23 protein-coding genes are annotated in these 24,786 nt (G+C 48.8%); 10 read left to right on the forward strand and 13 right to left on the reverse strand.

Going from position 1 to position 24,786, the window contains the following annotated elements:
- Window positions 1–1,150: 1,150 nt before the first annotated feature.
- The 7 genes from LACZS1_RS05360 to LACZS1_RS05390 all read right to left on the reverse strand — a co-directional run bounded on the left by LACZS1_RS05360 (window position 1,151) and on the right by LACZS1_RS05390 (window position 5,764).
- The gene (locus tag LACZS1_RS05360; protein ID WP_197713299.1) at window positions 1,151–1,297 is read right to left on the reverse strand and encodes a hypothetical protein; all 147 of its coding nucleotides are present in this window, start codon (window positions 1,295–1,297) and stop codon (window positions 1,151–1,153) included.
- 1,020 nt (window positions 1,298–2,317) lie between these two features.
- A complete protein-coding gene (locus LACZS1_RS05365) occupies window positions 2,318–2,497 on the reverse strand; it encodes a hypothetical protein (protein ID WP_070651978.1) in 180 nt (59 codons plus the stop codon).
- Between the two features lie 9 nt (window positions 2,498–2,506).
- The gene (locus LACZS1_RS05370; RefSeq protein ID WP_070651977.1) at window positions 2,507–2,761 is read right to left on the reverse strand and encodes a hypothetical protein; all 255 of its coding nucleotides are present in this window, start codon (window positions 2,759–2,761) and stop codon (window positions 2,507–2,509) included.
- A gap of 849 nt (window positions 2,762–3,610) precedes the next feature.
- Entirely contained in the window at window positions 3,611–3,811 is a 201-nt protein-coding gene (locus tag LACZS1_RS05375) for a hypothetical protein (RefSeq protein ID WP_070651976.1), read from the reverse strand.
- A 129-nt stretch (window positions 3,812–3,940) separates the two neighbouring features.
- Entirely contained in the window at window positions 3,941–4,150 is a 210-nt protein-coding gene (locus tag LACZS1_RS05380) for a hypothetical protein (RefSeq protein WP_070651975.1), read from the reverse strand.
- Window positions 4,151–4,990: 840 nt separating this feature from the next.
- A complete protein-coding gene (locus LACZS1_RS05385; RefSeq protein WP_070651974.1) occupies window positions 4,991–5,233 on the reverse strand; it encodes a hypothetical protein in 243 nt (80 codons plus the stop codon).
- Between the two features lie 153 nt (window positions 5,234–5,386).
- On the reverse strand, window positions 5,387–5,764 hold the full coding sequence (locus LACZS1_RS05390) for a hypothetical protein (protein WP_172493447.1): 378 nt from the start codon (window positions 5,762–5,764) through the stop codon (window positions 5,387–5,389).
- 10 nt (window positions 5,765–5,774) lie between these two features.
- Between LACZS1_RS05390 and LACZS1_RS05395 the strand changes: the two genes are divergently transcribed.
- Entirely contained in the window at window positions 5,775–5,942 is a 168-nt protein-coding gene (locus tag LACZS1_RS05395) for an LPXTG cell wall anchor domain-containing protein (RefSeq protein WP_172493449.1), read from the forward strand.
- A 316-nt stretch (window positions 5,943–6,258) separates the two neighbouring features.
- On the opposite strand, the gene LACZS1_RS05400 is transcribed toward LACZS1_RS05395, so the two are convergent.
- The 4 genes from LACZS1_RS05400 to LACZS1_RS05415 all read right to left on the reverse strand — a co-directional run bounded on the left by LACZS1_RS05400 (window position 6,259) and on the right by LACZS1_RS05415 (window position 13,516).
- Complete coding sequence (locus LACZS1_RS05400) at window positions 6,259–7,710, reverse strand: glycoside hydrolase family 1 protein (protein ID WP_070651971.1); 1,452 nt, start codon at window positions 7,708–7,710, stop codon at window positions 6,259–6,261.
- 14 nt (window positions 7,711–7,724) lie between these two features.
- Window positions 7,725–9,572 carry a beta-glucoside-specific PTS transporter subunit IIABC gene (locus LACZS1_RS05405; RefSeq protein ID WP_070651970.1) on the reverse strand — a complete coding sequence of 616 codons (1,848 nt, stop codon included), beginning with the start codon at window positions 9,570–9,572 and terminating at the stop codon, window positions 7,725–7,727.
- A gap of 42 nt (window positions 9,573–9,614) precedes the next feature.
- Window positions 9,615–10,445, reverse strand: a complete 831-nt coding sequence (locus LACZS1_RS05410) for a PRD domain-containing protein (protein ID WP_070651969.1) — start codon at window positions 10,443–10,445, stop codon at window positions 9,615–9,617.
- Between the two features lie 431 nt (window positions 10,446–10,876).
- Entirely contained in the window at window positions 10,877–13,516 is a 2,640-nt protein-coding gene (locus tag LACZS1_RS05415; RefSeq protein WP_070651968.1) for a YfhO family protein, read from the reverse strand.
- Between the two features lie 266 nt (window positions 13,517–13,782).
- Between LACZS1_RS05415 and LACZS1_RS05420 the strand changes: the two genes are divergently transcribed.
- Complete coding sequence (locus LACZS1_RS05420; protein ID WP_070651967.1) at window positions 13,783–15,522, forward strand: putative glycosyltransferase family protein; 1,740 nt, start codon at window positions 13,783–13,785, stop codon at window positions 15,520–15,522.
- Window positions 15,523–15,592: 70 nt separating this feature from the next.
- Here the strand turns inward: LACZS1_RS05420 and LACZS1_RS05425 are convergent, their stop codons facing one another.
- Both LACZS1_RS05425 and LACZS1_RS05430 read right to left on the reverse strand, forming a co-directional pair.
- Complete coding sequence (locus LACZS1_RS05425) at window positions 15,593–16,522, reverse strand: glycosyltransferase family 2 protein (protein ID WP_070651966.1); 930 nt, start codon at window positions 16,520–16,522, stop codon at window positions 15,593–15,595.
- 156 nt (window positions 16,523–16,678) lie between these two features.
- Window positions 16,679–17,317 carry a YkyA family protein gene (locus LACZS1_RS05430; protein WP_070651965.1) on the reverse strand — a complete coding sequence of 213 codons (639 nt, stop codon included), beginning with the start codon at window positions 17,315–17,317 and terminating at the stop codon, window positions 16,679–16,681.
- A 135-nt stretch (window positions 17,318–17,452) separates the two neighbouring features.
- Here LACZS1_RS05430 and LACZS1_RS05435 point away from each other — a divergent pair, with 135 nt between their 5' ends.
- From LACZS1_RS05435 to purB, 8 genes are all read left to right on the forward strand, one after another.
- The gene (locus LACZS1_RS05435; protein WP_010489006.1) at window positions 17,453–18,418 is read left to right on the forward strand and encodes an aromatic acid exporter family protein; all 966 of its coding nucleotides are present in this window, start codon (window positions 17,453–17,455) and stop codon (window positions 18,416–18,418) included.
- Window positions 18,419–18,582: 164 nt separating this feature from the next.
- Window positions 18,583–18,783 (forward strand): cold-shock protein, encoded by a 201-nt coding sequence (locus tag LACZS1_RS05440; RefSeq protein ID WP_306402907.1) that lies wholly within the window; start codon window positions 18,583–18,585, stop codon window positions 18,781–18,783.
- Between the two features lie 190 nt (window positions 18,784–18,973).
- The gene (locus tag LACZS1_RS05445; RefSeq protein ID WP_010488969.1) at window positions 18,974–19,459 is read left to right on the forward strand and encodes a GNAT family N-acetyltransferase; all 486 of its coding nucleotides are present in this window, start codon (window positions 18,974–18,976) and stop codon (window positions 19,457–19,459) included.
- Window positions 19,460–19,465: 6 nt separating this feature from the next.
- A complete protein-coding gene (locus LACZS1_RS05450) occupies window positions 19,466–20,101 on the forward strand; it encodes a glycoside hydrolase family 73 protein (RefSeq protein WP_070651964.1) in 636 nt (211 codons plus the stop codon).
- A 190-nt stretch (window positions 20,102–20,291) separates the two neighbouring features.
- On the forward strand, window positions 20,292–20,870 hold the full coding sequence (locus tag LACZS1_RS05455) for a xanthine phosphoribosyltransferase (RefSeq protein ID WP_047106314.1): 579 nt from the start codon (window positions 20,292–20,294) through the stop codon (window positions 20,868–20,870).
- Between the two features lie 8 nt (window positions 20,871–20,878).
- Window positions 20,879–22,207, forward strand: a complete 1,329-nt coding sequence (locus tag LACZS1_RS05460) for a nucleobase:cation symporter-2 family protein (RefSeq protein WP_070651963.1) — start codon at window positions 20,879–20,881, stop codon at window positions 22,205–22,207.
- A 20-nt stretch (window positions 22,208–22,227) separates the two neighbouring features.
- Window positions 22,228–23,337 (forward strand): ATP-grasp domain-containing protein, encoded by a 1,110-nt coding sequence (locus LACZS1_RS05465; protein WP_070651962.1) that lies wholly within the window; start codon window positions 22,228–22,230, stop codon window positions 23,335–23,337.
- Between the two features lie 114 nt (window positions 23,338–23,451).
- The gene (purB, locus tag LACZS1_RS05470; protein WP_070651961.1) at window positions 23,452–24,747 is read left to right on the forward strand and encodes an adenylosuccinate lyase; all 1,296 of its coding nucleotides are present in this window, start codon (window positions 23,452–23,454) and stop codon (window positions 24,745–24,747) included.
- Window positions 24,748–24,786: the final 39 nt, after the last annotated feature.

Here is a 24,786-nt window from a genome sequence, read left to right on the forward strand (position 1 = left end):
CTGGCGCAGCTTCGGTTTCAACGTCGGCAAGTGATTCGACAAGTAAGTCAGTTTCGATGTCGCAAAGCGAATCAACCAGTCGTTCAAATCAAGGCTCAGAGAGCATCTCTAAGGAACGTTCACAATCAGCTTCGGCCAGCTTGTCTGACAGTAGCTCGAAGTCAGCTTCGACCAGTACCTCTGATCACGCTTCGACTTCAGGTTCCTTGAGTACTTCAACCAGCACTTCAGAGTCGCAATCAGCAAGTGAGTCAAGTCAGGATTCGAAAGCAGCTTCCACCAGTGCTTCTGAGCGTGATTCACAATCGGCTTCAATAAGTGATTCCGAACGGCAGTCGGCATCAGTATCGGCAAGTGATTCAACGAATACTTCCAAGTCAGCTTCCACGAGTCAGTCTGATCGGGCATCCAAGTCCGATTCGGCTAGCGACTCAGCCTCGATTTCGGAAAGCAAGGGCGCCGGCAGTGAAAGTAACGCTAGTCAGTCGACATCAGTAAGCACCTCGACCAGCCAGTCTGCTTCAACTTCTGATAGTGAAGCAGATAAGCATTCGAAGTCAGATTCGACCAGTGAATCGAAGCAAAATTCTGAGTCAGCGTCAACGAGCGCCTCGAAGTCGGATTCCACATCGACCTCTAAGCGTGAATCGACCAGTGCTTCCGCATCCGAGTCAGACAGTACCTCAACGCGTCACTCTGAATCGAATTCGGTAAGTACCTCGCACTCAGATTCAACCTCGAAGTCTTACAGTGAATCCAAGCGGACCTCCACAAGCCAGTCAGATTCAATTTCCAAGAGTCAATCCGAATCGACCTCACAGAGTCAGTCCTCTGAGAGCAAGTCCGAATCTGTCTCCGGTAGTCGGTCTGAGTCAATTTCGAAGTCCAAGTCGGCAACCCAATCAAGCTCCGAGTCAGCAAGTAAATCGGATAGCGGTTCAGTTTCAACATCTACGAGTCATTCAATTAGCGAATCTCAATCCGTTTCTAAGAGTGAGTCGCAGCACGAATCGCAATCGAATTCTGCTTCTAAATCTAAGAGCAGCTCTGGTTCATCAATTACCAGCGAGTCGATGAGTGCTTCCACATCTGCTTCGATCAGTGACTCTGACCGCGCATCGACATCTGTTTCGGTAAGTGTATCAACAAGTCAATCGGCTTCGACGTCAGCAAGTGAGTCGACCCCGAACAGCACCTCTAAAGATGCCTCTGCATCAACTTCTGCAAGTGCATCTACCAGTGGTTCTGCTTCTACATCGTTAAGCGAGTCGAATAGTGCTTCGAAGTCGGTATCCACAAGTCAATCGGAGAGTACGTCAGCATCGTCATCGGCGAGTGCTTCCGACAAGGATTCGACCAGCACCTCAACGAGTGAATCGCAGCAGGCGTCACAATCTGGCTCGACCAGTGTTTCTGATCGTCAGTCGGCAAGTGCATCGGCAAGTGATTCGGCTTCTATTTCCACGAGCAAGTCAATGGCAAGTGGCAGTGATTCAAGTCAATCTGAATCGACCAGCACTTCTGCTAGTCAATCCGCTTCGACTTCAACCAGTGAATCCAAGCGTGCCTCTGAATCTGATTCGAACAGTGAGTCTAAGCGTGGTTCTGAATCTGAGTCTGCAAGCACATCACGATCTGATTCAACTTCGACATCTCATGAGGAATCAAAGAGTGCTTCCACTTCGACATCAAGAAGTGAATCCAAGCGCAACTCTGGTTCTGAATCGGTAAGTGCCTCGAAGTCTGATTCAACCAGCACATCTACTAGTGAATCTGCTTCAACTTCCACGAGTTCTTCTAAGAGCCAGTCGACGTCTGAATCTAAGCGTCAATCGGCATCTGACTCAACTCATGAATCGCAGAGTGCTTCAATGTCTGGCTCAACCAGTCAATCACTAAGTACTTCGAAGTCAGCATCCGTCAGTGAATCCAAGCAGCAGTCCGAGTCTCAGGATCACCATGATTCAGACAGTGCATCAACGTCCACTTCAACAAGTGAATCTGAGCATAATTCTGAATCCAAGTCTTCACATGATTCGAACAGTAATAGCGCCTCGCAATCCACTAGTGAATCGCAAAGTGCTTCGAACTCCACTTCGACAAGCGAATCCGCTAATGGATCTGCTTCCACTTCAGCGAGTGAATCCAGACACAATAGTGATTCTGCTTCAACCAGCGTCTCGATCAGTGTTTCGACTTCCACTTCGACGAGTCAGTCAGAGAAGACTTCTAAGTCTGATTCAAGCAGTCAATCGCAGAGTCAGAGCGCATCGCAGTCGATTAGCGAGTCCAAGCGGGCATCGACATCGACATCTGATCAAGGTTCTAAGACTGAATCTGAGTCGACATCAGCAAGCACCTCAACTAGCCAGTCGACTTCAACATCAACAAGTGAATCCATCAGTGCATCGATTTCGGTTTCGCAAAGTTCCAAGCAGTCAACGTCTGACTCCTCTAATCCTAGCCAGTCAGCCAGTGCATCGGAATCCACTTCCACAAGTGAATCTCAACGTACCTCTGCATCAACTTCCGCAAGCACGTCCGAGAGTATGAGCGCATCAACTTCAACGAGCGGATCAACCAGCTTCTCTGAGTCCGTTTCGACAAGTGAGTCACAACATGGTTCTGCTTCGGCATCAGCCAGTGATTCGACTAGCGTTTCAACATCTGATTCTGCGAGTGCATCGAATAGTGCAGAGAAGTCGACATCTACCAGTGAATCGAAGGAGGCATCTGCATCTACCTCAGCAAGTTTATCCATTAGCAGTTCGACATCGACTTCAACGACAGAGTCAACGAGTGCTTCGGCTTCAACTTCAACAAGTGAGTCCGAGCATGCATCAGCGTCTGCCTCCGCAAGTCAGTCAACAACTAAATCGGCTTCAACTTCAACGAGCGAATCGCGGCATGCTTCACAGTCAAGTTCTGACAGTGCTTCAACCAGTACATCAACGTCAGAATCTGTTTCGACATCAACCAGTCGTTCTGAATCAAAGGATGACAGCGCATCGGTAAGTGCCTCGACATCTGCTTCGACAAGTCAATCTGATCAGAGTTCGCTTTCTCATTCCGATTCCACAAGTGAATCCATCAGTACTTCGACAAGCAAATCGAAGAGCGCTTCAACCTCAGCATCAGCCAGTGTTTCGAATTCAGATTCAACCAGTCGTTCACAATATGAATCGACTCATCAATCTGAATCAGAATCTACAAGCAGATCGCAACAGGCTTCAACGTCCACTTCGATGAGTCAGTCATTGAGTACGTCGGGTTCTGCATCGGCAAGCACCTCCAAGCGTCAGTCAGAGTCTGGACAGGCAAGCATTTCAACAAGTGCTTCGACCTCAGCCTCGACAAGCGCATCGGATCAGGCTTCACAATCTGATTCTTCGAAGAACTCGACCAGCACAAGCGTGTCAACATCAACAAGTGAATCTCAGCATGCATCGGCATCCACTTCAACGAGTGAATCTGGGCGTCATTCAACATCCGCATCTGTAAGCGGGTCGGAAAGCGACAGCCAGTCAACCTCCACAAGTGAGTCCGCGAGTGCTTCTCAGTCTAGTTCAGAGGCAGGATCAAAGACTGGTGCAGCTTCTGCATCGGCCAGTCAATCGGAGAGCCAGTCAACGTCAACATCGACTAGTCTGTCCGGTAGCGCCTCAATCTCGATCTCGACATCGCAAAGCGAGTCGACTTCGAATTCAGGTTCGACGGATCCTGAGAAGTCAACCAGTGCTTCAACCTCGACGTCAACCAGTGCTTCCAAACGTACGTCTGAATCTGTTTCAGCAAGTACGTCGAAGAGCACGAGTACGTCACAATCGACGAGTGAATCGACCAGCTTCTCGACATCCGGTTCGATTAGTGAATCGCAACGAGATGCTACCTCGGCATCAGCGAGCGTATCGACAAGCGATTCTGCTTCGACTTCTGCAAGTCAATCAGCAGAAGACTCAGCATCTGTTTCCATGAGTGATTCGCAACAGGCTTCTGCATCGACTTCGGCCAGTGATTCAACGGTTAAGTCGGCATCGACTTCGACAAGTGAATCCAGACAGGCTTCACAATCGAGTTCTGACAGTGCTTCAACCAGCACCATTAAGTCTGAATCCGCATCGACTTCGGATAGCCAGTCTGGATCGGCCATGACCAGTGCTTCGGTTAGTGCTTCGACATCCGCATCGACCAGTGAATCTGCTCAAAATGCGGCTTCGACATCAGCATCAGAAAGTCTTTCTCAGAGTACTTCTGAGAGTACTTCGACCAGTGCTTCCGAGAGCTTGTCGGTCAGTGCCTCGACGAATGCGTCAACCTCTGAGTCGTCGTATACGTCAACTAGCACGTCGGCATCCACTTCAGCAAGTGAATCAACGAGTGCTTCGGCATCGACTTCTGATCAAATTGCTTCGCAGTCATCAGCCTCACAGTCTGCTAGTCTATCCAAGCAAGCATCGGCATCGACTTCCACGAGTGATTCAAAGCGTGCTTCAACATCAGCCTCGATAAGTGAGTCACAACGGGATTCACAATCTGAATCCAGTCACGAGTCAAGCAGTGTTAGCACGTCAACCTCCACTAGTGAATCGACCAGTGCATCGGCTTCTACATCGATCAGTGCATCTGCACGAGATGCTGAGTCGATTTCAGCCAGTGATTCAACCAGCACGAGTGCTTCTGAGTCGACCAGTGCATCGGCGAGTGCTTCGACATCCGCTGCGCATGATCAGTCTACAACTGAGTCGGAATCGACATCCGCAAGTGAATCCAGCAGCCGTTCGGCAAGCGAATCGACCAGCAGCTCAAAGGAGGCATCGACTTCAACTTCAACAAGCAAGTCTGAGTCTGCTTCGAGTCTGCCGAATCCTTCCAAGTCGACAAGTGCTTCCGTATCGACCTCGACCAGTGAATCGCAAGAGCATTCTGCATCTACTTCGGCAAGCGAATCTGCTGAAAATAGTGCAACGGCATCTGCCAGTGCTTCAACGAGCTATTCTGAATCGGCTTCGACCAGTGAATCGCAAGCTGCTTCAACTTCAACATCAGCAAGCGTGTCAACCAGCGGATCAACGTCAGCTTCCGACAGTCGATCCAAGAGTGCTTCTAATTCGACAACTGGCAGCGAATCGCAGCGGACTTCGGCATCAGTTTCTGCAAGTGCCTCAACAAGCACTTCGCAGTCTGATTCAACCAAGGAGTCTACCAGTGCTTCGCAGTCAACATCTAATAGCAAGTCGGCTCATGATTCCAAGTCAACATCCGCAAGTGAGTCGGATAGTCACTCAGCATCACAGTCAACAAGTTATTCGATTAGCGAATCGGTAAGTACTTCGACCAGTGAATCACAGCAAACTTCGACATCTGCTTCAACAAGCAGCTCGACGAGTCAAAGTGCTTCAATCTCGACAAGCATTTCAACGGCACCGGCATCACGTTCAGCATCGGCATCAGAGTCTGTATCTGCATCGCAATCGGCTTCTGAGTCAAGCTCGACGTCAGCTGAACAAAGCGTCTCGGCATCCGTCAGTGAATCTGAGTCGCATCGGCAGTTGCCGTCAACAAGTGGTTCAACGAGTGCAAGTACTTCGACTTCTGAAAGTGTCAGCGCAAGCGAGAGCCAGAGTACCAGTGCTTCTAATTCCAGTGCTTCAGCTTCTGCGAGTGCCTCGAATTCAGGTACTTCAACTTCCAACAGTTCGAGTGCAAGCGGAAGTGAGAGTATGAGCTCAAGTGCCAACGCGTCAACTTCTGGCAGCTTAAGCACAAGTGGTAGTATGAGCACCAGCGTTTCCGGCGCTTATAACCCAAGTATGCATAAGCAATTACCGCAAACCAGCGATGATGCAGGTTCAAGTTCAGTCGCCTCAATCGGCATGTTGCTCTTGACCCTCACGGCATTGATGGCGTTGAAGAAGAAGAAACGGCATGATGGGGCAAGATAGCTATCTGAAAGACATTCAGACGAAAACGTTTGAATGAATCTGCAGATGGCCAGGGTTTCGAACTCTCATTGTTGTTAAGAAATACGGGTAGGTCATTTGATGATCTATCCGTATTTTTTTGATGCTGTGACCATTGCATGTCGGCTGCATATCGGCGCCAAAACGGTCATTCGTCGGCTATTTAGACAGCTCACAAGCCAAACTCGCTTTTGCTTACGTGGTTAGCTGCCGAATAAGTTACTGAATATTTTGATATATAAAAAACCACCTGCAAGGCTTCAAGCCCTCTACAGGTGGTTTTTGGTCATCTTAAAATTCACCCAAGCCCATTATGCTGAATCACTTGCTGATACCAATAAAACGACTTCTTACGGTACCTAGCTAAAGTCCCGGTACCGTCATCATGTTTGTCAACATAGATATAGCCGTACCGCTTGGCCATTTCACCAGTGCTGGCTGAGATCACGTCAATCGGTGCCCATGACGTATAGCCAACAAGATCAACGCCATCCTTAATCGCAGCTCCCATCGCCTGAATGTGCGCTTTAAGATAGGCGATTCTAGCATCGTCATTGACGGTTTTGACACCATTTTGTTCAATGAGTTGATCGCGGGTGCCAAAGCCATTTTCGACGACCATTAACGGCACTTGATAGCGGTCATAGATTTGATTGAGTGCGGTTCTGAGGCCGCGGGGATCAATTTCCCAGCCCCATTCGCTGCGTTCCAGATAAGGGTTCTTGACGCCGCTGAAGAAGTTGCCGCCGGTTTTTTCGCCTTCACCTGTGCAGGTCATGGTGCTGGATTGGTAATAGGAGAAGGTATAAAAATCAACCGTTCCTGCAGCAAGCGTGGCTGCATCTTCCGGTGCCATGTCGATATGAAGATAATGATCGCGCCAGTAGCGGCGGGCGAAATAAGGGTAGTGGCCTTTAACTTGGACATCGCCACAATAAAAATTGTTGAATTCGGTAGCGCGTTGAACCATGGCGATGTCATCCGGATGGCTGGTGTACGGATACAGCATTCGGTACGCAAGCATACAACCGATTTGAAGCTGCGGATCCAGCTCGTGGGCGAATTTGGTCACCAAGGCGCTAGCGACAAACTGGTGGTGGAGCGCCTGCAAGCGCAACTGCTCGGAGTCGGTATCGGGACTGATGAATCGGTCCGAGTCGTCAACGTACATGCCGCCAGCCAGGTAAGCACCCATTGGTCGGGTGAGCATGTTGATTTCATTAAAAGTCAACCAGTAACGAACATCGTGATGGTAGCGGGTGATGATGGTTTCAGCAAAACGGGTATACGCGGCAATCATGTCACGCGAAGCCCAGGCGTTGAAGGCTTTGGTTAGACCAATTGGCGATTCAAAATGCGAAATCGTAACTAATGGTTCGATATCATGCCGTTTAAGCTCGGCGATTAGCTGATCATAAAAGGCTAAGCCGGCTTCGTTAGGCTTGGTTTCCAATCCAGTCGGGAAAATGCGGGTCCAGGCAATCGAGAATCGATAGACCTTGAAACCCATTTCTGCAAACAACGCGATATCTTCTTTAAACCGATGAAAGTGGTCGATCGCGTCATGACTTGGATAAAATGCTTCTGGGTCGACGGTGCGGGTGATTTTGCGCGGCACGTTGACGCTGCCGCCTAAAAGTAAATCGCTGGTTGAAAGGCCTTTGCCTTCCACATCGTAGGCACCCTCTAGTTGGTTGGCGGCTGTCGCACCGCCCCATAGGAAGCCTTCTGGAAAATTAGTTTTTGTCATACACTTGCTCCTTTTTAAGCCTCAGGCATCGGTTGACGAAGGGTGAGTAACGCATCTTCATTGGTGACAGTTGGTTGGTCGTGTACGTCAATCTGGTGAGCAGCTGTGTTGATCAGCAAGACAATCACGGTTGGATCAAACCCTTCTTGACGAATCAAAGGCAAATCCAGCTGCACCAGCGGTTGACCGGCTTTAACTTCCTGATTGTGTTCCACTAGAGTCTTGAAGCCGCGGCCTTTGAGGTTGACGGTGTTGATGCCAATGTGGATTAAAATTTCCTGGCCATTGGCAGTTGTGAGCCCCATGGCATGACCGGTTGGGTAAACCATGGTCACTTTAGCGTCGCACGGTGCCGTAATGGTGTCAGCCTCGGGGTCGATGGCCACCCCATGACCTAGTGATCCGGAAGCGAAAACCTCGTCATCAAGCTGGCTAAGCGGAACAATCCGGCCGGCAACCACGCTTTTAAATTGTTGGGTAGTTGGCTTAGCGGCTGAGGTAGCCGGTGAATCAGCAACCACAGCGAAAAAGTAGGTCGTGATGAATGTCAGACCAAAAGCGATCGCCACGGTAATTAAAGCGTTGCGGAAGTTATCCGGATTCGCACCAATGAAAACCGGTAACGTGAAAATCCCTGGTGAGCCAAACGAATAGCGGACAAGGCCGCTGATGCCGGCGTATAATCCCGCTAGCCCACCAGACGCGATGACGCAGGCTAAGGCACGTTTGTATTTGAGCGTTACGCCGTAAAGTGCCGGTTCGGTAATACCGGATAATGCCGTCACCGTGGCAGACAACGCAATCTGACGTCCGCGGGCTTTGCGTTCACGGACGGCAATCGCCGCGGAAGCACCAGCTTGGGCAATGTTGCTGGCCAGCATGCCGGGACCCATGATGGTTTCAGATCCGAATCGCCCGATGGAAAGGGTGGCCAGCGGAAGCAGTGACACATGCATACCAACCATGACCAGTAGCGGGGTGAAGGCACCGACGAGGGTTGGCACTAGCCAAGGAACATTTCGGTTCAACACAGAGATGGCGGCGTATAAGCCATCGCCCATCATGCTGCCGATCGGGCCAATGACGATTAAGGCAACCGGTGCCGTGATCAAGGCGACCAGCAGCGGCTTAAGCATCGTTTTAATCATATCCGGTGCGACTTTTTCCGCAAACCGTTCGACATAACTCATGAACCACACGATTAAAATAATCGGAATGACACTGCCGCCGTATGATGCAAGGCGAATTGGGGCGCCGAACAAAGCAATGGGCTTGCCAGCTGCTACCATTGCGGTGAAGTTAGGGTGCAGTAGGACACCGGCCATCATCATAGCCAAGTAAGTGTTGGTATTGAATTTTTTGGCTGCACTGACCGCTAACATGAAGGGGAGAAAATAAAACGCGGCGTCCGCCATGAAGCTCAAGGTTAAATAAGGCACGCTTTTGGGATCAAGTCCGCAAAGCGCCATGATGGCAATAACCACTTTGAATAAACCACCGGCAATTAAAACGGTGATGATGGGTGCCATGATATTGACGATGGCATTTAGAACTCGTTTTAGGACATTCTTTTCGGAACTCGCAGCTGCGTCGGGAGTGGCGTTGTTTTCGCGAATGGGATAGTTTTTCATGATTTCGGCATAGTACTGGGTCACTTTGGCGCCAACAACGACTTGGGATTCGTCGCCTGAGCTGATGGCGCTTAGCACTTCGGGAATCTGTTCAAGCTGTTGAGTGTTGAACTTGGTTTTATCGATTAAGACAAAACGCAAGCGAGTCGCGCAGTGGCTAAGACTTTTAATGTTGTCAACGCCACCGACCGCCTGCATAATGCGATCGGTGATTTTTAACTGGTCAGACATAGTTGCCTCCTTGATTGGGTTGTTTGAGTGCGTGGCAGTGGGTTACCCGATTAGCACGCGGTGGATGTGAATAATGAGATAAGCCAGTTCCTCTTTTGTCGGCGGTTTATTGTAAATGGCCATGATTGTTTTGTCGACTTTGAGAGCAATTTTGGCCGCTTCGGGGTACAAACTGTACACATTGACCAGTAACTGGCCGTCATCTTCCAACATGGTGTTGCTTAGATAGCGTTCGGCGAAGAACTTCATGTGGGTGACGAACCGCTCATAGTGCAAGCTAGTGGTAACAATCGTGCCGCCGGTGAGCGCGCGAACGGCTTGCAGGACGTTGTCAACGAGTTGGGTGACTTCCAAAACATTGGCTTTGGCGGTTGTAGCCGGTGTGGCATTAATAATATGAAAAGCAATATTGGCGGCTTCTTCCTTAGGTAACGTGACTTCTAAGGTATCGCGCACAACGGTTAAGCCGTATTCGCCAATGGTAAAAATGTCGGGGTAATAGGTCTTCATTTCCCAATAAATCCGATTGCCCAATGCCTGCTGGGCGTGGTAACGCTGAACCGAAAAATGAAGATGATCCGTTAAGGCGTAATAAATGCTAGGGAGCAGTGATGCTTGCAGTTGTTCTTCGGCATAAGTGACGATTTGTGACGTCATGCTGATGTAAACCGCGGGAATGCGGTTAAGCGATTGGATCATTTCGCTTTTGCGGCTGTCATCTATTGGCATGAACTTCTTGAACACAGCGGTATCGGGGATGGTGACACCAACCTTTTGATGGTAGCCAATGCCTTTGCCAAAAGCGATATACTCATCCCCGTTTTGTTCTGCGAGCACCACGTTGACATTGAGAACCTTTTTGATGCGAAACACACAACTCCTCCTTTCTTAAAGTTTGCCATTAAGCCTAGCAGCTGAGGGGCTTTGCGAGTGGTTAATGGGGTGACCAATTTTTGAAGCGAGAAAAAAACAGGCAAAATTAAGAAGATCGTTTGACGTCGAAACGATGATCAAAGTCTTGCCTGCATTACCAGTAACATACGCTTGTTTATTCAGTTGATAGTTGCATTTTAGCAATCAAATGATGAAAACGCAACCATGTAAGCTAAAAGTTCTGTATATTTTTCTTTTATTTACTACTTATTAATTTAAAAATAAATAGCAATCCATGGATTAATGAACAAAATCATGGGTTGCTATTATTTTTATTTAAATTAGGTATAGCCAGATTTATCATCTTGAAGTCGTTTCTGGCGACGAAAAGACAAAGCTTCTACGTTGGTCGATAAACGAACTCACGACGATCAAATTCGTTTTGTCTGCTTCAAGTGGCGCCGGTTGCTTGGCCAATATTCATAGACGGTGACACCAATAGCCACCAGAACGCCGATAATCGTCAGCCACCAGCCTTGGGTGATGCCGGGCGTGTGATAGGTTAAGGTGAACGTCGAACGGCTAGTGGGGACTTTGAGGCCGATGAATCCGCGATAGTTTTGCAAGGTCACTTTTTTAGAATTAACTTGCCAGCCTTTTTCGTAAGGAATGGTCAGCATGATGTACCCGCTGTTGTTTGCTTTGGTTGTCAGGGTAACTCGGCCATTTTGAATGCGTTGTTGCGGAGCCTCTTGCTTGGCTGTGGCAATGGTTTGTTTAAACGCGGTGCGATTGAGTGTGTATAACGCAAAGTGATCGAGATCAATTTGATTGAGGCCACGGTTAAATGTCAACGTGATCGTGGTCGGTTTGGTGCTGTTGATCGGCATTGAAACTGTTTTGCTGCCAGTGTCGGGGTCATTTTTAACCGGAATGTTGTTGATACTGATCGCCATGTTCTTGCGCATGTTTTCGCCCATAACCAGATATTGTTGTTCGCTGGTCGGGTTGACCGTTAACGTGATCGAAGCTGCGTTTTTCTTGTTGACTTTGGTCGCAACAGCGTTCGTCAAGGTCGTGAGCGGTTTGACGTTGTCGACGCTGATGCCTGAAAAGTCGCTGGTTGTCAGCATTGTCTGGTTGGCTTGAGGTGTCAGTGTTTCAAAATACGAGTTTTGTTGGAGCACTGGGTTGGCCTGAACCTGAGTTGGAATTTTCCGGTAAATTTGGGTGGCTACCGGCAGGACATCGGGATTTTGGTAAATATTGAAATAGTTATTGTGGCCCACGAGCTTGTAAGCCGATAAGTCGTAGCGTGGGTTGGAGATAATTCGGGAAGCAACTTGCTGATAGGCTTTTGTCCCGGTTTTCTTACTCTGGGTGTTAACGATCAATAGTTGTTTGACGCCCAGCAGACTTTCCAAAGGCCAAGTGAGGTCATTATTTTTGACCCGTCCGGCTGATCCGATCGCGCCCAGATTGGTTAAGGTGTTGATAGTACTGGTGTTGAGTACCGAAGAAAAAGTGCTGATGCCGTTAAAATTATATTGATACGGGTCATCCATGGAGCGTTGGCTATCGGCATTCATTCGGTAAAAGCCGCCTGAGCTGAGTTTCTTAGCATCGTCATAACCAGCTTGAAGGACTTTGCTGGTAACCGTGAAGTCCGCCGCGGGCACGAAACTAATCGCTTTTAGACTCGTGAACGCATTAGTGCCCATGTCTAAAACAAGCAAGATCACGATGCCACTAACCAGCCATTTTTGCGGTAGCAGCCGACTGCGGATACTATAAAGCAGGAGTGCGGCAACCAGCAAAAAGACGCCGCCGAGGGTGAGGTTGAGTGCGGTGACGTATTTATGAGTGGCCATTCTTAAAATCGTTGGGATCATTAAGCAGCCTGCTGTGGCGATGCTGGCCATGCCGAGGCGAAAGCGGGAAACGGAAGGCAGATGGGCTAATCCGCGCAGACCCAGTATGAGCAGCCAGAAGATCACGATGAACGAATGGCGGTAAAGGTACCAGACCGGGGCGCGGAAGCCTTGCCAAATCAACACAAGCGGATTCAGCCAAATCGACAGGATCAGCAGCAGGGTCAACCCACCAGAGACGAGCCGTTCGCGGACTGGAATCGACGCTGCTAAAAAGTAGCACACCGCTCCCAGCAACGCAATCATGCCCATGTAAAGATTGGGTAAGCCGTTGGAAAGTTGGTCGAAGTTAAAACTCCCGGGGATAAACTTAGAAGGCAAGTCGAGCAACGAATAAAGTGCCTTCACACTGAAATCCGCACCGGCACTTGATAGCCGTGAAGCAGCCAAGGCAAAGTAAGTCGGAATTAACACCACGGCGGCAAGCATCCCGCTTAGTAACGAACCGCCAGCAAATAGGCCGATTTTGCGGAGTAGGTGGGTTTGATGTTGGATCGCCCAGCGCCAACCAAAATATAAAACCGCAAAAATGGCAATCATGAAGCCGATGTAATAGTTCGTTATGAAACTAAGACTGAGCGGCAAGACGTACGGCATGATCCGATGCGTTTCAAACAGCCGATCAATGCCCAAGACCACTAATGGCAGTAAAATGACGCCATCCATCCACATGATGTTAAGAAAGTTGGCGACCAAAAAGCCGGACAAGCCATAGCTGATACTGAAGACCAACGTGTACCAGCGGGCGCCGGCATGATGACTGGCATAGCACTGAGCTGTTGCCGCAGCAGCGCTGTATTTAAGCGCCGTCACAAACAACATGGCAACTGGTAACGCGTGCCGGGAAACAAGAACAAAGATCAGGTTAAACGGACTCAGTAAGTAGTAAGTCCAGTTAGCATACATGCCACCGCCAAGACTGTTCGAAAAGGAATACGCCTTGCCTGCGGTTCCTGCCAATGCGTGTTTTAAATAAGTAAAAAAGTCGATGTATTGCACTGCCGAGTCATTGGCGAGAATAGACGACGTGCCAAATGGCGCCATTTTTAAAGCGGCAAAAACACAGAGACTGATGAGAAAAGTCAGCGCAAAACTCACAAGCAGTAGCGGCCAGGTTTTGGTTTTTTTGAAATGCAACATATCCAGGCAGGACTCCTTTGAAAAGCAATCGGTTAGTCGTTAATAATTAATATGATAGCAAAAACCGCGCTGAATAAAAAATAAGCTAAGTTTAAATATTAACTTAATCATAACGCGGGACTGGCCAGGTGCAGCAGCCGGAACAGCATGAAAACGTTTTAAGTTGCAAGTCTTGATGATTCTTTAAAAATCACTTCGCCCGCTGTTGCCGTTATTGTTACAATATTAAGAGAACGTGCGCGTTGATCATCGTTTGGAGGGCTTTTATGGCAACACAAACAAGAAGTTCAGACATCAGGAGATTTTTAAAGACCAATGCGATCTGGCTGCTGCCGCTGTTGGCAGTTGCTTTAGTGTTATTGGTACAGTGGCCGCAATTGCATCTGTCCTATATTTTCCACCAAGACGACACGATGCCGCAATTGCGCCGCATGGAAAGCTATGTCACCAGCGTGCAGCATGGCGCGTATTTTCCTAAAGTTTTTCCTGAAGAAGTTCGCCACTTTGGCTATGCCTTTGACGCTTTTTATCCGTCCTTAATGCTGCTTCCGTATGTTTGGCTGCGGTTAGCCGGACTCGGGGTGGTCAGCGCCTATTACGGCTATCAAACATTGATTTTGGTAGCGACCGTATTGGCAGCCTACGCCAGCTTTCTGAAAATTCGTCGCCGTCCGCTTGCGGCATTCGTTTTCAGTGTCGTGTATACAACAGCGGTCTATCGGATGCTGGATGCCTTTGTTCGCGGAGCTCTTGGTGAAAATCTTGCCTTTATCTTTTTACCGATCATTGCTGCTGGCATGTACCTGATCTACATAAAGCAGTCAGACAACTGGTTCTTATTGGCCTTTGGCGTGACGGGCTTGATGTACGCGCACATGCTGTCGCTCGTAATGGTGCTCGAGTTTCTGGTTGGCGGGTTCCTGGTGTTGGTGGCATTAAGACGCGTTTCGTGGCGGATGGTCCGGTATACGGCATACGCGGCGATCAGCTCCCTGTTGATGGGGGTGGGCAGCTACCTGCCTATGTGGGAGATTTCGCAACATTTGCCGCTAAAACTTGCCGAATCTGCCACCATTTGGCTCAATTACCTGCAATATAGCCTAGGCGACCTGTTCCAGAATTCATTGAGTATGTATGCCTCCACCAGCAACATGCAAAACGTGAATCAGACGTTCCGTCCGGGGATGGGCGTTTTGATGCTGGGTATTGCGATTGGGTTGGCGCTTTGGTGGCCGAAGTTGAGCCGCTCCGTCAAAGTAGCGACCGGACTTGGTTTTGTCACCATTTTCTTAAGCACTAATCTTTTTCCATGGTCACTGTTTCGGAAGACCGTTTTGGGCACGATTCAGTTTCCTTGGCGATACTTGGAGCTAACGACTTTATTCCTGAGTCTGGCTGTGGCATTGGTGGTGGCGGAAAAAGTGCATCCGCAACATTTCGCATGGGGGATGGTCTTGGCGGCCTGCGTGGTCGGGTTTAGCTATGCCGCGACAATCAATACAACCATGACGAATGCCAATACCTACCGAGTAACGGACGAAAATGCCGCCGCTTACTATGGCGATGCGACTGGCGGCGGTTCGGAGTATGCACCGAAACAATTCGATTCCACCACCTTTTTCAAGAAAGACCAGACCGTGGTTTTGCCGTCACATAAACTTCATCGCCTGACCCCGCTGACCCAGCATTATAACGATTTGCGCTTTGGTTATACCAGCACGCGATCGGTTGTCTTGCAATTACCTAAGTTTGCCTACGTCGGCTACAACGTCACCGTTGACGGGAAAGTCGTTCCGTATCGTGCACAAGGTAAAAATGCCCGCTTGACCATCACGGCGCCGGCTGGCAGTCACCGGGTGCGGGTTGTTTATACCGGCACGCGGTTGCAACATGTTACTGGATGGCTTTCCTTGGCGGCTGCCATTATATTTTTCCTGAGCTGGATCTTTGTCGCAATTCGCAATTTTGATCCAGAAAAAAGCACCACTTCCGAAGATACGAAGTAGTGCGTTATGGTCAATGTACCGATGTGTCAGACTTTTGTGCTGAACTAGCTGAAAAGTCTGCATGCCGGTTTTATTTGATTTTACGGGCAATAAAAATCGGGCGTTGCTTGGTTTCGATATAGATCCGGCCGATGTAACGACCCACAATACCCAGCGCGAATAGTTGAATGCCGCCGATCATGAGGAAAATCGAGACCATCGACGGCCAACCTGCTGTCGGATCGCCATAAAGCGCCGCCCGAATGACGATAAATATCAGGGCCGCAAACGCGCCTAAAAAGCTAATAATGCCGATCATCGAAACGAAGGTCAGCGGGGCATCGGAAAAATCAATAATCCCATCAATGGCGTAACGCAAAAGGCCAGTAAACGACCAACTCGTTTCACCGTGTTGGCGCTCAATATTCTGGTAGGGAAGGTACTTGGTTTTAAAGCCAACCCAACTAAAAAGCCCCTTTGAAAACCGATTACGCTCGGTCATATGTACGATCGCGTCAACCACTTGGCGGGTCATGAGCCGAAAATCGCGGGCGCCGGGAACAATCTGGGTCTGAGAAACACGATTGATGAACTTATAGAAGAGATTGGAAAAGAATGACCGCACTGGCGCTTCACCGGAACGATCTGTCCGCTGGGCGCCGGCCATGTCATAACCCTCCTGAAGGGCAGCGTACATGTCCGGCAACATGGCTGGCGGATCTTGCAGGTCAGCGTCCATCACGGCATAATAATCAGCTTTGGCGGTGACCAATCCCGCATACATCGCGGCTTCCTTACCAAATGAGCGCGACAGATCAATATAGTGCACTTGCGCATCGCTATCTTGCAGATGCTGGACTTGGGCGAGCGTGTCATCAGTCGAGCCATCGTTGACATACCAGATTTGCGGCTGCAGCTGAGTCAGGTCGGTTTGAAAAGTTTTCATTAAAGCTTGGTAGATCAAAGGAACGTTTTCGGATTCATTATGACAAGGGATAATAATTGCCACGCTTTGCGGCATAGAAGGGACCTCCTTAGAAAAGTGAGCGCGAGCCAGCGCGATTAGAAGTCGGAGTGTAAGTGGCCTTGGGTGTGATGGCCCGGTTTTGGCCATTGCGCCAAGGTCCTTACGCTCCGGTTTCTGGGCTGGCGAACGCGTTATGATGATGACAAGCACTCAGTCATGCATCGCCTTGACTGCTTTGGTTAACTTAGTATTCTGACTCGTTACGGTTGTCAGATTAGCCGTCATGACATCAATTTGCTGATTCAGTGAACTGTAATATTGATTGAGTTGTGAGATCTGAGTTTCCAAGTCTGCTTGCGACACGTCGCTGCCAGCCGTGGCTGCAAAAAAGTCGTCCTCGGCACTCAACATTTCCCGATAATAACTAACCAGGGTTTTGTGATCGAGTTTGGCCAGCTTGAGACTGGTGAGCACCTTGCTCAGCGGCGCTTGGGGCATGTCTTCAGACGGTTGGTTATTGTGTTTGGTCAAGGTGTTATTGGCATCAGTCAGCGCTGTGTTCGCCGCTTCCAATGATTTGAACGCTGCGGCGCGTTTATCCAACAATTTCTTGACGGCACCATCGTCATTTTTTAGATCTGCCGACGGGTCATCTTGATAAGCCTTCTCAAAGGTGGACGGAAAATCATTCACCGTCGAGCCAATGACCTGCAACGCTTGCTGCTCTTGCTGCACTTGGGTCTGCACAGTCTGTGTTGTTGTCAGCAGTTGTTTTTTTTGATTTAAAGTAGCCGAACACCCAACAAAAAGAAAGGCTAGCACGGCTAATAATGGCAGTAATTTTTTCATGTCTTAGTCCTCTTTTTCTATGGTAGCGTAACAACAAAGGAATTACTAGAGGCTACATGGTGAGCGGGCTTAGAAGCAATCACGCTAATAACAAAACAACGTATGATAAACTAAGGGCAAATGGAGGAATTGCTTATGCATATCGGTATGCGAACGGTTAAAACAGCGGTGGGAACAGCAGTTGCGATGCTCATCGCTTATGCCTTACATCTTGAATATTGGACAGCTGCCGGTATCATTACGATTCTGTCAGTTCAGAATACCACCAAAGCATCGTTCCGGCTGGTTGCCTACCGACTGCTGGCGACTGTGCTGGGCTTTGTCATTGCGATCGGGGCATTTTTGGTTCTGGGATACAATGCGCTGGCGTTTGGCGTTTTCCTTTTAATCTTCATTCCACTAACCAACGTGTTTGAAGTGCAAAGCGGCATTGTGATGACGGCCGTGTTGGTCACGCATTTTATGATGGCCAAAAGCTGCAGCTGGTTCTGGATTCGCAATGAACTTTTGTTGTTGGCAGTCGGTGCCGGCGTTGCGCTTGTGGCAAATCTGTTTATGCCGAGCCTGGAAGCCAAAATCACGGAATTCCAGGCACAGGTCGAAGCGGAAATGCGAGAAATCATCGATCATATGAGTCAACAGCTAGGGCCGGAGCATCTTAAAAGTGCCGATAACTGGGCGAATTTATCAGATTTGAAAATGACGCTGGATGCGGCAGTGGCTTGGGCCAATCGCCACAGTGACAATCAATTGTGGTCGGAAAATGACTATTACCAAGCTTACTTCGAGATGCGGGCCAATCAATATGAACTGTTACGCCAAATGCAGGATAGCCTGGATCGAATCGAGACACCGGTTTTGCAGGCGGCTGTTATCAGCGATGCCTTGTCGATGACAGCTAGTGTGTTGAATGAAGATAATCCGGCGACGCAACTAGTTACGATGGTCAAAAAGATTCAGCGCAACTTTGCGGCTTCACCGCTGCCGACTGATCGTGCATCGTTTGAAAGCCGCGCCCGCTTATTTTATTTTTTGGAAGACTTCTCCCGCTTGCTACAGTTAAAGCGCAATTTCAATCATATTATTTCCTCGCAAAATTGATTTCTGAAAGTGCTGACACTTGCGGCGCTTTTGCCGTGATGGTAGACTAAACATGTACTTTTTGAATGGTCGTGGTTGCATGGTTTCAGAACTTTCTTCCACTTGTACCAAACAGAAATACACGATATTATCATGCGTCAAATGACGCAAGGAGGAATGTTCTCATGGAACACGGCACAGTTAAATGGTTCAACGCTGAAAAAGGTTACGGCTTTATCACACGGGAAGATGGCAGCGATGTTTTCGTTCACTTCTCAGCTATCCAAGGCGACGGTTACAAGACGCTCGAAGAAGGCCAAGCGGTAACGTTTGAAGTCGAAGACGGCGATCGTGGCCCACAAGCGGTTAACGTTAACAAAGACTAATTAAAGAAACCATTGACCGACTGCATTCGATGCAGTCGGTTTTTCTTTGTGTGAGCGTGAGCCAGGAACTGATTCTCTAGCTTTTCGTAAAAAAAACAATGTTTCGTAACATCAGAGCCATTGGTCCATGGTAAACTAATCTATAACAAAATCATCATCTTTGGATAGGGCTAATGGAGGCTGGGGCGCGATGTTAAAATTTGAAGAAGTGGCACCTGAGGCAAGGATTCAATATTTAGATCTCCTATTGGTGGGGGATGAAGATCCCGCCATGCTTAGTCGCTATTTAAGTACAGGGACACTTTTTGCCGCGCTTGATGATCAGGTGCCGGTCGGCGTCGCGATGGTTGTTCCAGTAGATGAGCAGACGATTGAATTGAAAAATCTTGCGGTCGCGCCTGCGCGCCGCCGTCAAGGCATTGCGTCCGGATTATTGCGGCACGTGGGCTTGGTATATGCCACTCAGCAATATCAGGAGATTTTGGTGGGCACTGGCGATGTCGATTTTGATAATCTCCGCTTCTACATGCGACGCGGGTTTCGGTTGGATTCGATTCGTAAACACTTTTTTGACCAATACAGCCAGCCTGTCTATGCTGATGGATTGAAGTTGCAGGATATGCTGGTTTTACGGCGCAAGTTGTTACTGACACGTGAAAATGAGACGAAGGGGTAAAGGCCATTGGCGAAAAAGCGCCACCGTTTTACATTGAAAAAGATTCCGCTGGCTGCCTGGCTCGTTCTGGCGTTTTTTGCAGTCGGGGCAACGTTGGTGGTCGGTTCATATTGGTCACAGCGTCAAGCTGAAGTTTCACAGCAGCAGGCCATTATCGATAAGAAAGCGGCCGAAAAGGCGAAGAAAGAGGCTTTCATTAAGCGACTGGCACCGACAGCACAAGCCATGCAGAAACAGTATGGCGTTTTGACCAGTATTACGTTGGCACAGGCGATTCTTGAATCCGACTGGGGCACAAGCACATTGGCCAAAGATTATCACAATCTGTTCGGCATTAAAGGAACGAATCCTGCGAACACCAAGGTGCTACGAACCAAAGAATATGTCAATGATAAGTGGATTACGGTTGATGGACGGTTTCGGGTGTACAGCGATGATACGGCATCAATCCGTGATCACGCGCTGTTATTTGTCAACGGGACTGATTGGAATCCACAACAGTACGCAACCGTGCGCGCGGCCAAGGATTACAAATCGGCAGCATCGGCTCTACAGACAGATGGGTATGCGACCGATCCTGATTATCCGCAAAAGTTGATTCATCTGATTGAAACTTGGAACCTGACGCAATATGACAGCTGAATGTTCGCATTTTAATGTTTGCACAATCCCTGTTGTTTGGCTTTAATAGCCCCAAATCACAGGGGTTTTGTTCTCTTACTGTCGTGAAAGCGGCTACTTGTCTCGTTCGGGAATTGCCGAAGCTATATTGTTCCACAACGTTTTTTATGGTAAGCTTGTTGAAAATTTACAAATAGAAGGAGTGCTTGTGGTGAAATTACTGGAAGACCGGATCAAAAAGGATGGCCAAGTTATCGGAACAGATGTGTTGAAGGTGGATAACTTCCTGAATCATCAAGTCGATCCTGATTTAATGGCCGATCTGGGTAAGGAATTTTACCGGCGTTTCAGCAATGAGCCGATCACCAAAATCCTTACTGTTGAAAGTTCCGGCATTGCCCCTGCGATTGCAACGGCGATGGAGTTTCACAAGCCGCTTGTGTTTGCCCGCAAGCACAAGAGTCTGACCTTAAAGGATCATCTGTACACTGCCACGGTTTATTCATTTACCAAAAAGACTTCCAATGAAATTGCGATTTCCCGCAAGTTCCTTTCCGCGGACGACAATGTGCTGATTATTGATGATTTTTTGGCGAATGGCCAAGCGGTTGAAGGGTTGATGGAGATCATTGCCCAAGCCGGCGCAACATTAAGCGGCGTTGGGATTGTCATCGAAAAGACCTTCCAGAAGGGCCGCAAGTTGTTGGATGACAAACATGTCCGGGTTGAATCTTTGGCAAGAATCAGTGCGTTTGAAGATGGCCACGTCATTTTTGCACCGGAGGACTAAGCCTAAACATGAAAAGTAAAAGCATTTCCAATCCAAAAGCCGCGGCACTTGGGCTGCAACATTTGTTAGCCATGTATTCGGGGTCGGTACTGGTGCCGATTCTGATCGGTGCCTCTTTGCACTTTACTTCGGAACAGATGACCTACCTGGTTTCGATTGATATTTTTATGTGCGGCATTGCTACTGCTTTACAGGTATTTGGCAATAAATATTTTGGCATCAGATTACCGGTTGTTTTAGGTTGTGCGGTTCAGGCGGTGGCGCCGCTGATCATGATCGGGCAGAAATTTAATTTTCAAACGATGTATGGTGCCATTATCGTTGCTGGTTTATTTGTCTTTCTGATTGGCGGGGCGTTTTCAAAATTGCGCTTTTTGTTTCCGCCGCTGGTGACCGGCTCGCTGATTACGGTTATCGGATTGTCGTTAATTCCGGTCGCCTTCCAGAATCTTGGCGGCGGCTCCACAACGGCCAAAGATTTCGGCAATATGACAAATCTGCTGGTCGGAACGTTCACGGTGTTGCTGATTCTGGCCATTAACGTTTGGGGGAGAGGTTTTCTGCACTCCATCGCCATTTTGGTCGGTTTGATCGCCGGGACCGTCTTAGCTGGCTTTTTCGGGTTAGTTAGTTTTCAGCCAGTCGTCGAAGCTAGCTGGTTTCATGTGCCGACGCCATTTTATTTTGGGGCACCGCATTTTGAATGGAGTTCGATCGTCACGATGATTCTGATTTCGATGACGTCGATGGTTGAGAGTACTGGCGTTTTCTTTGCCTTAGGTGATATCGTTGGGCGGAAAATCGAAGCGGACGATCTGAAACGTGGCTATCGCGCGGAGGGCTTGGCAGTCATGTTAGGCGGTTTGTTTAACACCTTCCCGTACACGACCTTCTCGCAAAATGTCGGCTTGGTGCAGCTTTCAGGCATTAAAACGCGGAAACCGGTCATGTATTCGGCAATTTTCCTGGTTATTTTGGGGCTGTTGCCAAAAATCGGTGCATTGGCCACGATCATTCCTGCACCGGTTCTTGGAGGCGCGATGTTAGTGATGTTTGGCATGGTGGCGGTTCAAGGCATCCGGATGCTGCAACAGGTTGATTTTGAAAATGACAAGAATTTGCTGGTTGCCGCAATTTCGATTGGCCTAGGCCTAGGCGTTACCGTTCAACCGCATATTGTCCAGTTTTTGCCGAAAACCATTCAGCTGCTTTTCGGATCAGGGATTTTGATGACCAGCTTAAGCGCCGTGCTGTTGAATTGGATTTTCAATTCACCTAGCCGAACACCGGAAATGCCGATTGATCGCGGTTTAAACGAAAATGATTCAGATAAATAAAGTCAAAGCGAGGAACAAATGTGACGCAATTTATTAGTCCAGGAGCCACTATTGGCATCATTGGTGGCGGAGTTTCAGCCTTTCGCATGGCCGACACAGCAAGTTTAATGGGCATGCGGACCGTGGTCTTGGCGCCAACGCAAACCGATATTGCCCTTGAAAAAGCCGATATTCCATTGGTAGGTAAGTCAGATGACCGAACTGCGTTAAAAGAATTGACGCAAATGAGTACGGTCATGACGTTTACCGACGAGAATGTGGATGGCGCGATCTTAGCGGAGTTAGCAACCGCGAGTCAATTGCCTTCAGGAAGCGACATTTTGACGGTAACGCAGGATCGTTATCTGGAAAAAGTCTTTCTTGACGATCTCAACATGAATATTTTGCCTTATACCCAGGTGATCACGCCTGGCGATATCAATGAGGCGATTGATACGATTGGCTATCCCGCCTTATTGAAGCCAATTCAAAAAGGGATGGGGGTCGATCAGCAGTTATTGTTGTCGACACCGGATGATGTGGATCGCGCTAAGCAACTGTTACAACAACGTCCGTATATTTTGGAAGCCTATTTGCAGAACATCAAAGAGGTGGCCGTGATGGTGGCAAAAGCCGGCACGACCATTCGCATCGGTCCGGTCATTCAAAATTATTTTGACCACCATCAGCTCAAAGCTTCATCGGTGCGCGCTGACGTTGATCCGGCCGTTATTGTGGAGATCCGGCGCATTGCCGAAAAAATTGCCAAGAAACTTGACTATACCGGCATTTTCAGCCTTGAGTTCTTCTTGGCGACTAATGGCACGTTGTACGTCAAGCGAGTTTACCCGGGGCCAAAGTTATACGGTCATCTTATGCAGAGCACCAGCGACATTTCCGAATACGAGTTACATCTGCGGGCCATTCTTGGTTGGCCGTTACCGGAATTGGAACTGGCTGAGGACGGGGTTGGTATTCCGCTCCGGCGAAAAGATATGGATGCGGTGTTGACGCAAATTCAAATCAAGCCTGACTGGCGCTTCGCTTTCTATCCGAACGGCGGCGAGTTAGTCGGTGAAATTGAAATCGTTGGCGATTTGAAGGCAATCAAAGACAGTATTAACGCAACCGGACATTTTGTTATTCAGTAACGTTTTTATCAAGCTACAAGGTTTCGGATTGACCAATTAGTGGTTATTAATTGGCTGGATCTGAGCCTCATGGATTTTAAAAGTCGTGCTCACCTTAGAGGAGGAAAAAAACCTGTGATTCCGCGTTATAGTCGTCCTGAGATGGCGGCAATTTGGTCAGAAAAGAACCGGTATGCTGCTTGGCTGGAAGTCGAAATTTTGGCAGCCGAAGCTTGGTCTAAGTTAGGGGAAATCCCAGCTAGCGATGTCAAAGCCTTGCGTGCCAATGCCAAATTCGATGTTGATCGGATTCATGAAATCGAAACCGTGACTCACCATGATGTGGTCGCCTTTACCCGCGATGTTTCCGAAAGCCTTGGACCGGAGAAAAAATGGGTTCATTTTGGCTTAACCAGTACCGATGTGGTCGACACGGCACAAGGTTACTTATTGAAACAGGCTAATCAAATTCTGCGGTCGGATCTGGACGCTTTAAAAGCCAGTCTGGCCAAATTGGCGAAGGCCCATAAAGATACGGTGATGATGGGGCGGACGCATGGTGTCCACGCTGAGCCAACGACATTTGGTCTCGTGGTCGCGACTTGGTATTCCGAAATTAATCGGGATATTCGGCGGTTTGAAGACGCCGCAAGTGATGTTGAGGCAGGTAAAATTAGCGGCGCGGTGGGCACGTTTGCCAATACGCCGCCAGCGGTTGAAGCTTATGTGACCAAGCAACTGGGCATTCGCGCGCAGGAAATTTCGACGCAGGTGCTGCCACGTGATCTGCACGCGCATTACATTCAGACGTTAGGATTGATTGCGACATCAGTTGAACGTTTTGCCTTGCAAATTCGCCATATGCAGCGCACGGAGGTCCATGAGGTCGAAGAACACTTCAACAAAGGCCAGAAAGGTTCCAGTGCGATGCCGCATAAGCGTAATCCGATCGGTTCAGAGAATGTCTCAGGGTTAGCCCGCGTCATCCGCGGTTACGAAACGCCAGCATTAGAAGACGTTTTACTGTGGCATGAGCGTGATATTTCACATTCCAGTGCCGAACGGATCATGTTGCCGGATGCCACTGGCCTGCTGGATTATATCCTTCACCGCTTTACCAGCATCCTGGATCATCTGGACGTCTTCCCGGAACGGATGAAGGCAAACATGAATTTGACACACGGCTTGATTTATAGTCAGCGGGTCATGCTCAAGCTCATCGAAAGTGGCCTAAGTCGTGAGCAAGCCTACGATCTGGTTCAGCCAAAAACGGCAGTCGCCTGGGATGAGCATCGTGATTTCCGGCCGTTGCTTGAGGCAGATCCTGAAATCATGGGCCGCCTGTCCAAGGCCGATTTGGATGATGCCTTTGACTATCACTACCATCTCAAGCATGTTGACGAAATATTCAAGCGTGTTGGATTGGCATAACCTCCTGCCCGCTACACGTTTTAGCAAGTGAAAACTTAA

Source organism: Lacticaseibacillus zeae subsp. silagei, from assembly GCF_030770335.1.
Classification (GTDB): Bacteria; Bacillota; Bacilli; order Lactobacillales; family Lactobacillaceae; genus Lacticaseibacillus; species Lacticaseibacillus zeae.